At 67.6% G+C, this 11,244-nt stretch carries 10 protein-coding genes; 4 read left to right on the plus strand and 6 right to left on the minus strand.

All coding sequences use genetic code 11. The features are described 5' to 3' along the window. Position 1: 1 nt before the first annotated feature. The 4 genes from pstC to ACTWJ5_RS20625 form a co-directional block, all read right to left on the minus strand. Entirely contained in the window at positions 2-967 is a 966-nt protein-coding gene (pstC, locus tag ACTWJ5_RS20610) for a phosphate ABC transporter permease subunit PstC (protein ID WP_370311616.1), read from the minus strand. Between the two features lie 96 nt (positions 968-1,063). Beyond that, positions 1,064-2,080 carry a phosphate ABC transporter substrate-binding protein PstS gene (gene pstS, locus ACTWJ5_RS20615; RefSeq protein ID WP_116423840.1) on the minus strand — a complete coding sequence of 339 codons (1,017 nt, stop codon included), beginning with the start codon at positions 2,078-2,080 and terminating at the stop codon, positions 1,064-1,066. 246 nt (positions 2,081-2,326) lie between these two features. Next, entirely contained in the window at positions 2,327-2,482 is a 156-nt protein-coding gene (locus tag ACTWJ5_RS20620; RefSeq protein ID WP_181925984.1) for a hypothetical protein, read from the minus strand. A 62-nt stretch (positions 2,483-2,544) separates the two neighbouring features. Next, the gene (locus ACTWJ5_RS20625; protein WP_444436435.1) at positions 2,545-3,669 is read right to left on the minus strand and encodes a M14 family metallopeptidase; all 1,125 of its coding nucleotides are present in this window, start codon (positions 3,667-3,669) and stop codon (positions 2,545-2,547) included. Between the two features lie 353 nt (positions 3,670-4,022). Between ACTWJ5_RS20625 and ACTWJ5_RS20630 the strand changes: the two genes are divergently transcribed. The 4 genes from ACTWJ5_RS20630 (at position 4,023) to ACTWJ5_RS20645 (ending at position 7,502) form a co-directional block, all read left to right on the plus strand. Next, positions 4,023-4,295, plus strand: coding sequence for a hypothetical protein (locus ACTWJ5_RS20630; protein WP_009619255.1), 273 nt, complete (start codon positions 4,023-4,025; stop codon positions 4,293-4,295). 747 nt (positions 4,296-5,042) lie between these two features. Next, positions 5,043-6,053, plus strand: a complete 1,011-nt coding sequence (locus ACTWJ5_RS20635; protein WP_261748313.1) for a GlxA family transcriptional regulator — start codon at positions 5,043-5,045, stop codon at positions 6,051-6,053. A gap of 23 nt (positions 6,054-6,076) precedes the next feature. Beyond that, positions 6,077-6,319, plus strand: coding sequence for a DUF1272 domain-containing protein (locus tag ACTWJ5_RS20640; protein ID WP_261748312.1), 243 nt, complete (start codon positions 6,077-6,079; stop codon positions 6,317-6,319). Positions 6,320-6,332: 13 nt separating this feature from the next. After that, positions 6,333-7,502, plus strand: a complete 1,170-nt coding sequence (locus ACTWJ5_RS20645; protein WP_444439627.1) for an MFS transporter — start codon at positions 6,333-6,335, stop codon at positions 7,500-7,502. A gap of 554 nt (positions 7,503-8,056) precedes the next feature. Here ACTWJ5_RS20645 and nfuA read toward each other — a convergent pair. Both nfuA and ACTWJ5_RS20655 read right to left on the minus strand, forming a co-directional pair. Further along, entirely contained in the window at positions 8,057-8,641 is a 585-nt protein-coding gene (gene nfuA / locus ACTWJ5_RS20650; protein ID WP_074983710.1) for a Fe-S biogenesis protein NfuA, read from the minus strand. A gap of 183 nt (positions 8,642-8,824) precedes the next feature. After that, positions 8,825-11,113, minus strand: a complete 2,289-nt coding sequence (locus tag ACTWJ5_RS20655) for a fatty acid cis/trans isomerase (RefSeq protein ID WP_253407042.1) — start codon at positions 11,111-11,113, stop codon at positions 8,825-8,827. Between the last annotated feature and the right edge of the window lie 131 nt (positions 11,114-11,244).

Here is an 11,244-nt window from a genome sequence, read left to right on the forward strand (position 1 = left end):
GTCACTTGCCCTCCTTCTGGGCCAGGCGCAGCAGCATCAGGCGAGCGGCGGCGAGAACGATGAAGGTGACCACGAAGAGCAGGAAGCCCAGGGCGATCAGCGAGGAGCGGTGCAGGTCGGTGTAGGCCTCGTTGAACTCGTTGGCGATCACCGAGGCGATGGAGCTGCTGGGCATCAGCAGCGAGGCGGAGAAGTGCTGCGAGTTGCCCAGCACGAAGGTCACCGCCATGGTCTCGCCCAGGGCGCGGCCGAGGCCGAGGAAGATGCCGCCGACCACCGCCGAGCGGGTGTACGGCAGGACGATGTCCCAGACCACTTCCCAGGTGGTGTTGCCCAGGGCGTAGGCCGATTCCTTCAGGGTGGTCGGTACGCTGTTGAACACTTCGTTCATCACCGAGGTGATGAAGGGGATGATCATGATCGCCAGGACGATGCCGGCGCTGAGCATGCCGATGCCCAACGGCGGGCCCTGGAACAGGCCGCCGATCAGCGGCAGCGCGCCCAGGTAGTCGTTCAGCCAGGGGGCGATGTGCTGGGCCATGAACGGGCCGAAGACGAACAGGCCCCACATGCCGTAGATGATCGAGGGGATGCCGGCCAGCAGCTCGACGGCCGCGGCCACCGGCATGCGCAGCCACGGCGGCGCCAGCTCGGTGAGGAAGATGGCGATGCCGAAGCTGACCGGTACGGCGATCAGCAGCGCCAGGAAGGAGGTGACCAGGGTCCCGTAGATCGGTACCAGGGCGCCGAATTTGTTGTTCACCGCATCCCATTCGGTGCTGGTGAGGAAGTCCAGGCCGAAGTGCGAGAAGGCCAGGCTGCCGCCCCACAGGGTGGAGCCGGCGACGCCGGCGAGCAACAGCAGGACCAGGATGGCGGAGCCGAACATGGCGTTGCGGAACCAGCGGTCGTGGCGCTGGTCGCGCTGGGCGCGGTCTTCGGCTTCGGCGGCCTTCAGGTTGGGCATGGCGAGGGACGGTGAGGATTCGGTAGACATCGGTTCATCCAAGCAAGCGAACCGCCGCACGGGGCTTCCGGGCGGCGGTCCTGGTCATTCACCCGATCAGCGGGCGAAGTCCGACTTCCAGTAGCCTTCGATGCGCTTGACCAGGGAATCCGGCAGCGCCACGTAGTCCAGGGCGGCGGCCTGCTGCTGGCCGTTCTCCAGGGACCACTTGAAGAAGTGGAAGGCGGCCTGGGCCTGTTCCGCGTTCTTCGGTTGCTTGTACATGATGATCCAGGTGGTGGCGGTGATCGGCCACGCGGTGTCGCCCGGGGCGTTGGTCATCAGCAGGTTGAAGTCCTTGGCGTTGGCCCAGTCGGCGGTGTCGGCGGCAGCCTGGAAGCTCTTGGTGTTGGGCTGCACGAACTTGCCGGCGGCGTTCTTCAGCGAGGCGTAGGACATCTTGTTCTGCAGGGCGTAGGCGTACTCGACGTAGCCGATGGAGTTCTTGATCTGCTTGACGTAGGCGGAGACGCCTTCGTTGCCCTTGCCGCCCATGCCGACCGGCCAGGGTACGGTGGTGCCGAAGCCGATCTTGTCCTTCCACTCCGGGCTGACCTTGGACAGGTAGTTGGTGAAGTTGTAGGAGGTGCCCGAACCGTCGGAACGGCGGACCACGGTGATCTTGGTGGCCGGCAGTTTCAGCTCGGGGTTCAGCGCGGCGATGGCCGGGTCGTTCCAGTCGGTGATGCTGCCGAGGAAGATCTTGGCCAGGACTTCACCGTCCAGGTGCAGCTTGCCCGGCTCGACGCCGTCCAGGTTGACCACCGGCACGATGCCGCCGATCACGCTGGGGAACTGGCCCAGGCCGGTGGCCTTGAGGTCGTCGGCCGACAGCGGGGCGTCGGAGGCGCCGAAGTCGACGGTGGCGGCCTTGATCTGGGCGATGCCGCCGCCGGAGCCGATGGACTGGTAGTTGATGCGATTGCTGGAAGACTTGCTGTATTCCTGGGACCACTTCGACAGCACCGGGTAAACGAAGCTGGAGCCGGCGCCGGTGACATCAGTGGCATGGGCCAGGCCGGTCAGGGCCATGGAAGCCAGCAGGACGGACAAGCGGGTTTTGCTGAGCAGCATCACGTCAATACCTCAATATGGGAGGAAGTCCGGGAAGTCCCCGGTTGGTTAGAAGACGTGATGATTTAATGCCGTGAATATGTACGCTTTATGACAGCGAGATTAATAATCCGAGTACTGGCAACTTAATGGCAGCGCGGGTGTCCGCCCTCCCTTTGCCACTCGGCCCGGCCAGGGCTGCCAGGGCAGGCGCCTTGCGCGCACCCGGCCACGCAGGAAGCGGCGGCAGGGTGCGGGGCGCGCCGGTCAGGCCGGCGTCGCGGCCAGGCGCGGGCGATGCTCGCCTGCGCGGTTCTTGCGGACTTCGCGGCGTTCGCGGAAGTCCAGTTCCTCCATGGCCTCCATGCGTTCCTGCAGGTCCTCGATCTCCTGGGGGGTCAACAGCTTGCGCGTCCTGTACATGGACACCTCCGCATGCAAGTTCCTCACTGCTTTAGACTGGCACGCGGCGGCGAAGATTCCAGTCAGCGCAGTTCTTCCACCAGGCTCGACAGGGTCGAGAGCACGGCGCCGGCCAGGCGCTTGGCGCGCGCGCCGCTCCAGCCGGCGCGGGCGTCCGGGGCCAGGTCGTGGTCCTTGAACGGCATCTCCAGGGTCAGCGCCAGGCACTGGTAGGTTTCGCCGACGTGGTTGCAGGCCAGCGTCATGTTGGCCTTGCCCGGCGCGCTGCGCGGGTAGCCATGCAGGCTCTGGAACTCGCCGCGCTCCTCCAGGCGCTTGCGGAACTCCGCTTCGAGGTAGGCCTGGCGCTCGCTGTAGCCGGGGTTGCCCTCGCAGCCGGCGGCGAACACGTAGGGGATTTCCTCGTCGCCGTGAATGTCGAGGAACAGGTCGACGCCCTGCTGGCGCATGTGCGCCTGGACGAACAGCACTTCCGGGCTGGTCTCGGCGCTGGGCGAGGCCCAGGCGCGGTTGAGATCGGTGCCGGCGGCGTTGGTGCGCAGGTGGCCGCGGAAGGCGCCGTCGGGGTTCATGTTCGGCACCAGGTACAGCTCGGCGTGCTGCAGCAGATAGTCGAGTTCCGCATCCTTCTGCTGCAGGCGCTCGATCAGGCCTTCCATGAACCATTCGGCCATATGCTCGCCGGGATGCTGCTGGGCGATCAGCCACAGCTTGCGCGTGGCCTGCGGGTTGCGGCGGATGCGCAGCAGCGGGATGTCGCGGCCCTCGATACTGCGCCCGGTGGCCACCAGCTCGGCGCCGGCCTGCTCGATGGCCTGGCGCACCAGCGCGGCATGGCGCTCGCGGCTGTAGGGCTCGAAGTAGGCGAACCAGGCCCGGGGCTGCTCGGCGTCGAGGCTGAAGCGCAGGGATTGGCCGTCGTAGCTGCTGTCCACACGGAACCAGTCGCGCTGGTCGTAGGAGGCCAGCGCGCGGTAGCCCGGCCAGCCGCCGGTGTAGCTGGAGTGCCCGGCGTTGGTCAGGTTGAAGGTGTAGCGCTGGCCCGGGGTCATGCCGTCGGCGCAGAAGTGGAACCACTGGAAATGCGGGCTGTTCAGGTCCGGGCGCAGGGCCAGGCGCACGTCCTGCGGGTCGCTGGCATCCAGCACCTGGATGTTGCCGCTGTCGAAGTCGCAGCGAATCTCCATGAAACCTCCTCAGGCAAAAGCGGATGCAAAGCCCCTATCTTGCGGCGCCCTGCCCCGGCTGTCACGAATTGGCCGTGGAAAAGCCGAACCGGGGGCACGCGCGCCCTGCGACGCAACGGCGCACCCCGCAAGTTCGATGAAAGCCGCGTGGCAGAGCCATTTACCCGCGATTTCCCGGAAGATTGCCGGCAATTTCCCCGCTTCCAATGCGACAACCTTGTGCACAAAAGCGACAGGCGTTGTGACTTTTTGCGCGGCTCGCGGTGTCAATGGGCTGTACAGATCGGACGGATCAGTGAAGCGCCGTCCCCTTAACAGAGCAATGGATGACCTGCGCAGAGAGTGTAACCACCATGAACGCGACCCTTCGTTTCAACGAGGCTCTGCTGATCACCGGACGAGCCTTCCAACCCTTCCACTGCGTCACTTGGATCGACCAGTCCGGCGGCGACGGCAGCCTCGACCTGTCCGTGCTCGACCGCACCGGCACCCGCCTGCTGGGCCTGACGCGCATCCCCTGCACCGAATACTCCGACCCGGCCCGCCTGGCCGACCTGCTGACCCAGGCCCGCGAGGAGCTGAACCGCGAAGGCTATGACCTGCAGGAATGGCATATGCCGGAGTGAAGCCCAGGCCTTGTGGCCCGGAGCTGAAAAGCGCCGTTTTCCTCGGGGAGGGAAACGGCGTTTTTTATTTCCGGTGGGGCATTTTCGGGAGCGGGGGCTGTTGTAGGAGCGAGCTTGCTCGCGAACAGAGTTTCCCGGTTATTTCGGAGCCCGGCTGAACTCCGTCCCCTCTCCCCAACCCTCTCCCTGAAGGGAGAGGGGGCTGTCCTCTGCAGGTCGTGGGTTCGGCGTGATCCTGTGGCTGCTGTTGGCTGATGGGACTGCCAGGAGAATGCCGAACTTCCAGCTCGCTCCAAACGGCCCCCTCTCCCTGAAGGGAGAGGGGGCTGTCTTCTGCAGGTCGTGGGTTCGGCGTGATCCTGTGGCTGCTGTTGGCTGATGGGACTGTCAGGAGAATGCCGAACTTCCAGCTCGCTCCAAACAGCCCCCTCTCCCTGAAGGGAGAGGGGGCTGTCCTCTGCAGGTTGTGGGTTCGGCGTGATCCTGTGGCTGCAGCTGGCTGATGGGACTGCCAGGAGAATGCCGAACTTCCAGCTCGCTCCAAACAGCCCCCTCTCCCTCTGGGAGAGGGCTGGGGTGAGGGAGCGGAGTCAATCCAAGACACCTGCATCCCAGGAAACGCTGTTCGCGAGCAAGCTCGCTCCTACAAAAAACCACCGAGTAATTGGCAAGATCCGTGGGGCCCATGTCATTGCCGCCACTCCCCACCCGGCGCACACTCCCGGTAAACCCTGAGAGCCGCCCGCCATGCCCGCCACCCGCCGCATCGCCAGCCTGATCTACCCCGACGTCATGAGCCTGGACGTCACCGGCCCGCTGCAGGTGTTCGCCTCGGCCAACGTCGAGCGCCAACGCCAGGGCCTGCCGGCGCCCTACGAACTGCTGGTGCTGGGCGAAAACGAAGGCCCCGTGGCCACCTCCGCCGGCCTGCGCATCTGCGCCGACGCCGCCTGGGCCAATACCGACGCAGCCAGCCTCGACACCCTGCTGGTACCCGGCGGCCTGGGCGTGGAGGCGCAGTGCGCCAACCCCGCGCTGCTGGCATGGCTAAGCGCCGCCGAAGGCCAGGTGCGGCGCCTCGGCTCGGTGTGCTCCGGCGCCCTGCTGCTGGCCGCCGCCGGGGTACTCGACGGGCGCAGCGCCACCACCCACTGGGCCGACGTCGACACCCTGCGCGAGTGCCACCCCGCAGTCCACGTGCAGGGCGACCGCCTGCACACCTACGACCCCAGCCGCCGCGACGGCGACGACCACGTGTTCACCTCCGCCGGGGTCACCGCCGGCATCGACCTGGCCCTGGCGCTGGTGGAGGCCGACCTGGGCCGCCCGCTGGCCCTGGCCGTGGCCCGGCGCCTGGTGATGTTCCTCAGGCGGCCCGGCGGCCAGGCGCAGTTCAGCGCCTGGCTGACGCCCGAGCTGGTGCGCGCGCCGCGCCTGGCCGCGCTGCTGGAGTGGATCCCGGCCAACCTCGGCGCCGACCTGTCGCTGGAAGCCCTGGCCGAGCAGGCCTGCATGAGCCCACGCACCCTGTCGCGGGTGTTCATCGCCGAACTGGGCGTAGCGCCCGGCCGCTATGTCGAGAAGGTCCGCCTGGAAGCCGCCCGCGCCCTGCTGCAGGACGCCCGGGCGTCGATCGCCACCGTGGCGCGGCTGTGCGGCTTCGGCCACCCGGAGAACCTGCGGCGCACTTTCCACAAGCACCTGGCGGTGAGTCCCCAGGAATATGCCGAACGCTTCGGCCAGCTCACCGACGCCTGATCCCCAGCCAGAAGGACCTCGCCATGCTCGAACTGCGCCCCAACTGCGAATGTTGCGACCGCGACCTGCCCGCCGATAGCACGGACGCGCGCACCTGCACCTTCGAATGCACCTTCTGCCGCGACTGCGCCGAAGGCGTGCTCGGCGGCGAGTGCCCGAACTGCGGCGGCGAGCTGCTGCAACGGCCACGGCGGCCGAGCGAGGCGCTGCTGCGCCACCCGGCCTCGACGCAACGGGTGCTCAAGCCCGGCGGCTGCCGGAACTGAGGGCGCGGACATGCTGCTACTGCGCAACGGCGCGCTGCGCCTGCTGTTCCTCGGCCAGGCGCTGTACTGGTCGTGCTCGCTGATCGGCATCACCCTGACCTCGCTGATCGGCGCGCAACTGGCGCCGCTCAACGGCCTGGCCACCCTGCCCCTGGCCCTGCTGGTGCTGGGCAACCTGCTGGCGGTGCAGCCGCTGTCGCTGTTCATGCAGCGCCACGGCCGCCGCCCCGGGCTGATGCTCGGCGCCACCGGCGGCGTGCTCGGCGGGCTGACCTGCGCCCTGGGCGTGCAACTGGGCTCGTTCTGGCTGCTGTGCCTGGGCGCACTGCCCATCGGTGGCTACCAGGCCTCGGCGATGTACTACCGCTTCGCCGCCCTGGAGGCGGTGGGCGAGGCCGAGAAGGGCCGCGCCAGCGCCTACGTGATCGGCGGCGGAGTGCTGGCCGCCCTGCTCGCCCCGAGCCTGGCGCTGTGGGCCCGCGAGGCGCTGCCCACGCCCTTCGTCGGCGCCTACCTGGCCATCGCCGCGCTGGCGCTCGTCGGCCTGCTGCTGATGGCGCGCCTACGCGAAGGCGCCGCGCCTCGCCCACCCCATGGAGGCCTGGCGGCCATGCGCGCCCTGCTGGGCCGGCCACTGGTACGCGCGGCCATGGCCTGCACCGCCGCCGGCCACGGCCTGATGATCCTGATCATGAACGCCACGCCGCTGGCCATGCAGTTCTGCGGGCTGTCCCTGGAAAGCTCGGCGAGCGTGATCCAGTGGCACATCCTCGGCATGTTCCTCCCGGCCTTCGTCGCCGGCCCGCTGGTGGACCGCCTGGGCAGCCGCCGCGTGGCCCTGCTCGGCATCGCCCTGCTGGCGGCCAGCGCAGCCGTGGCCCTGGCCGGCCTGGACCACGGCCACTTCCTGGCCAGCTCGCTGCTGCTGGGCATGGGCTGGAACCTGCTGCTGGTGGCCGGCACCACCCTGCTCGGCGAAGGCCACGGCGCGGACGAGCGCGGCCAGGCGCAGGGGCTGATGGAGCAAGGCAACAGCCTGATGGCGGCGCTGATGTCGTTCAGCTCCGGCGCGCTCATCACCAGCCTGGGCTGGAGCGCGGTGAACCTGCTGGTGTGGCCGGTGCTGGCGTTCGCCCTGGCGCTGCTCTGGCCGGCGCGCCGACGCCAGCCGGCCAGCGCCTGAGCCACGGTATTCCTCCCCCCGTAGGAGCGGACCTTGTCCGCGATAGCCGGCCATCCCGGCGCGATTCGCGGATGAGATCCGCCCCTACGCTGCCCCACCCGCGCCATTCCATGTAGGAGCGCGCCCTGCGCGCGAATCGCGGGCAGGGCCCGCTCCTACAGGTCGCCGGGAGCCACGGTATTCCTCCCCCGTAGGAGCGGACCTTGTCCGCGATAGCCGGCCATCCCGGCGCGATTCGCGGATGAGATCCGCTCCTACGCTGCCCCACCCGCGCCATTCCCATTGTAGGAGCGCGCCCTGCGCGCGATTCGCGGGTACGTACAGGCGAGCACGGCTTCTCGTAGGAGCGAGCTTGCTCGCGAACAAACACGGTGCCATGCGGGTCGCGAGCAAGAACTAGGCGTCCCCCTCGCTCCTACGAAGAGCACGGCCGCGGGGACTTTTGTAGGATGGGTTGAGCGAAGCGATACCCATCACCGCAACCGCGTGCAACACTGCCACACGCACAAAAAAGCCGCCCCTCAGGGCGGCTTTTTTGTCGAAACACCCGCCACTCAGTAGTAGGCGTTTTCCTTGTTGCTGTGGTCGGTGACGTCGCGCACGCCCTTCAGTTCCGGGATGCGTTCGATCAGGGTCTTCTCGACGCCGTCCTTGAGGGTCATGTCGACCATGCCGCAGCCCTGGCAGCCGCCGCCGAAGCGCAGCACGGCGATGTTGTCCTCGACCACGTCGACCAGGCTCACCTGGCCGCCATGGCTGGCCAGGCCGGGGTTGATCTCGGTCTGCAGGTAGTAGTTGATGCGTTCGGTGATCGGGCTGTCCTCGTTGACCATCGGCACCTTGGCGTTCGGCGCCTTGATGGTCAGCTGGCCGCCCATGCGATCGGTGGCGTAGTCGACGACGGCGTCTTCCAGGAAGGGCTCGCTGATGCCGTCGACCCAGGCGGTGAAGTCCTTCAGGCCGATCGGGGTGTCTTCCGGCTTCTGCTCGCCCGGCTTGCAGTAGGCGATGCAGGTTTCCGCGTACTGGGTGCCCGGCTGGGTGATGAAGATGCGAATGCCGATCCCGGGGGTGTCCTGCTTGACCAGCAGTTCGGCCAGGTAATCCTGGGCAGCTTCGGTAATGGTGATGGCGCTCATGGCAACTCCTCGCAAACGTGGAGGCAGTTTACGCCATTCGCCCGCCCCGGATAAAGCCCTACCAATTTAGTAGGAATAATTCGCAGTTGGCCGGATGACCCCACTGTAGGAGCGAGCTTGCTCGCGAACAGCCCCGCTGCGGGCTTGGGTTCGCGAGCAAGCTCGCTCCTACAGTGTCAGCCGTCAGAGGTTCTCGTAGCGGTTCATGTCGAGGATGCCCGCCTCCACCGGCTCGGTCTCGCGCAGGTAGGCGTCGAGGTCGTGGAAGTAGCGCCAGAACTGCGGGTGGCTGCGGCGGATGCCCCAGCGCTCCACCACCTTGTCGAAGTCTTCCTGGCTCTGCACGCGCTCCAGGGCCGAGACGAAGTCGCCGGCCTCCTCCGCCTTGAGGTCGAACATGAAGTTCGGGTAGCTGGAGAGCACGCCCGGGTAGATGGTCAGGGTGTCGAGCCCCGGCTGGTAGCGCAGCGACTCGCCGAGCATGAAGGCGACGTTGCTGTGGGCGCGGTTGCGCAGCGCCGTGTAGATCTCGCGTTTTCCGCCGGGCAGTTCGACGCGCAGGATGGTCGCCTCGGGGAACTGCTCGATCACCTTCAGCCCCGCCGCCGGGCGGCTGACCAGGCGGCTGAAGGCCTGCTCGGCGTCCTGCAGCGGGCGCGGGACGCTGCGCCGGTAGCAGCCACCGTCCTGGCACAGGTTGATCGGGTCGGGCCGCGCATCGAGGCTGGCGTAGCGGCTGAGCAACTGCACGGCGAAGGCATTCTTGGCGCCCTTCTCCGGCAGGTCCAGGCCGGTCGGCGCGTCGTTGTCGAGGTTCTGGTAGTCCAGCCACATCTTCAGCCGGCCGCTGTTCTGGTACCAGTCGTCGAGCAGGTGCTTGCGCGCGGCCACCGGCATCAGGCGCAGGAAGTTCTGCTCGGCGCCATTGCGGATCAGGTCGAAGTACAGGCGCGTCTGCGCCTGGTGCGAGACGTTGCCGTAGACGTCGAAGTTGACCACCAACTGGTAGTAGGTGCGCTCCAGCAGCGGGTAGTCCATCCACCACAGCGTCTGCGGGACGCCGCCGATCAGGCCCTTGCGCACCGAGGCGCTGTCGTACTGGCGGAAGATCGACAGCAGCGCGTTGTCGTTGCCGTGCCAGATGTCCGCCCAGGTCGGCGCCGGAGCCTCTTCGTAGGCGTCCAGGCGCAACGCCTCGTATTCGTTGCGCTTGTCGCGGTAGCTGGTCCATTGCTGGAGCATCTGGCCCATGTCGTCGATCTGCCCGGGCAGGCCCAGCAGCGGCGTGGCCTTGGCCCGGTACGCCGGGTCGGTGACGTAGAGGTCGTGGGCCGGGTCCTGGAAGATCGCCCAGAAGTTGTCACGGATCACGTCGGTGGCGATCTGCCCGCGGCACACCGGGCCGCGGATGAAGGTGCGGACGAAGTACTCGGCGTTGTCCAGCATGAACTGGTAGCGCGCCCGGGCCGGGATGGCGGCGAAGGTCTCGAAGGGGTTGGCGCGGTGCTGCAGGCCGTAGCCGGGCACCTTATCGGCCGCCCAGGTGTCGGCGAAGAACAGCTCGCGGGTATGCGCCAGCTTCGCGGGGCTCAGCGGGTAGGTGATGTGCGTCTTGTGCACGATCACGCCCTGGATCGGCCACAGGCGGTAGTAGAAGGCCGCGCCGGGGTCGTCGTTGGGCCGCCGCGTGGCGATGGGGTCGATGGGCTGGCCGCTGGGCGTGCGCGAGCGCACCAGCTGGAAGAAGTGCCCCGGCGCGCCCTGATCTTCGAAGTACAGGTGGGCGAGGAACAGGTGCTCGTAGAGCCAGCGCGAAACCAGGCTTTCGCGGGCGCCGGGCTGGTTCAGGAAGCGCTCCCATTCGGCGATCTGCCGCGCCTCGCCGGCGCTGGGCTGCCAGGCCTGCTCGTCCACCGGCGCGCCCTCGGCCAGCCATTGCTTCAGGGTGGCGTACTGCTGGGCGCTGAGGCCGGTGACGGCGAAGGGCATGCCGCTGCGCGGGTTCTTCTGCACGAACTCGTCGATGCTGTCCGGCGTCGGGCACTGGTTGCTGCGGTTGATCGACAGGTCCAGGCCCTCGGGGATCTTCGCGTTGGGCACCAGCGGGTGGGCCTGGCCGAGGTCGAGCATGCGCTGCATCAGCGCCGCCTGGCCGCCGCGGGCGTCCAGCACCGACCAGAAGTCCTTGCGCCGCCAGGCGTCGGCGCCGTGGGCATCGAGGAACAGGCGCGTGGTTTCCTGGGCCTTGGTGCGGGTGCCGTCGTACACCGGCAGCTTGTTGGCGCCGCGCTGGGCGCCCTCGGCGGCGCTCAGGTTGAGCTGGCACGGCGAGTCGTAGCAGGCGTGGCAGGCCACGCACTTGTCGGTGAAGATCGGCTGTATGTCCTTGCTGTAGGAAATGCCGGCTGCCTGGGCAACGGCTGAAAGCAGCATGAACGCAATGGTCAACGCGAAGGATGCGCGCAAGGACATCGGTAACTCCCTACCTCGTGAATAGGCGGATTCTAGCGGCTCCGCGGGCTTTTGCGGCCAACCGATGGCCGGTACAACATGAACTGCGCTCATGTAAAAGCCCGGTCAGCTCAAATCCCCTGCAGGTTTGC

The sequence above is a fragment of the Pseudomonas sp. A6 genome (assembly GCF_052367875.1).
In the GTDB taxonomy this organism is placed as follows: domain Bacteria; phylum Pseudomonadota; class Gammaproteobacteria; order Pseudomonadales; family Pseudomonadaceae; genus Pseudomonas; species Pseudomonas citronellolis.

Coding starts and splice junctions, on each gene's coding strand:
- ACTWJ5_RS20620 (WP_181925984.1), bottom strand. CDS start 2,482: ATGTACAGGACGCGCAAGCTGTTGACCCCCCAGGAGATCGAGGACCTG.
- pstS (WP_116423840.1), bottom strand. CDS start 2,080: ATGCTGCTCAGCAAAACCCGCTTGTCCGTCCTGCTGGCTTCCATGGCC.
- ACTWJ5_RS20655 (WP_253407042.1), bottom strand. CDS start 11,113: ATGTCCTTGCGCGCATCCTTCGCGTTGACCATTGCGTTCATGCTGCTT.
- ACTWJ5_RS20640 (WP_261748312.1), top strand. CDS start 6,077: ATGCTCGAACTGCGCCCCAACTGCGAATGTTGCGACCGCGACCTGCCC.
- pstC (WP_370311616.1), bottom strand. CDS start 967: ATGCCCAACCTGAAGGCCGCCGAAGCCGAAGACCGCGCCCAGCGCGAC.
- ACTWJ5_RS20625 (WP_444436435.1), bottom strand. CDS start 3,669: ATGGAGATTCGCTGCGACTTCGACAGCGGCAACATCCAGGTGCTGGAT.
- ACTWJ5_RS20635 (WP_261748313.1), top strand. CDS start 5,043: ATGCCCGCCACCCGCCGCATCGCCAGCCTGATCTACCCCGACGTCATG.
- nfuA (WP_074983710.1), bottom strand. CDS start 8,641: ATGAGCGCCATCACCATTACCGAAGCTGCCCAGGATTACCTGGCCGAA.
- ACTWJ5_RS20630 (WP_009619255.1), top strand. CDS start 4,023: ATGAACGCGACCCTTCGTTTCAACGAGGCTCTGCTGATCACCGGACGA.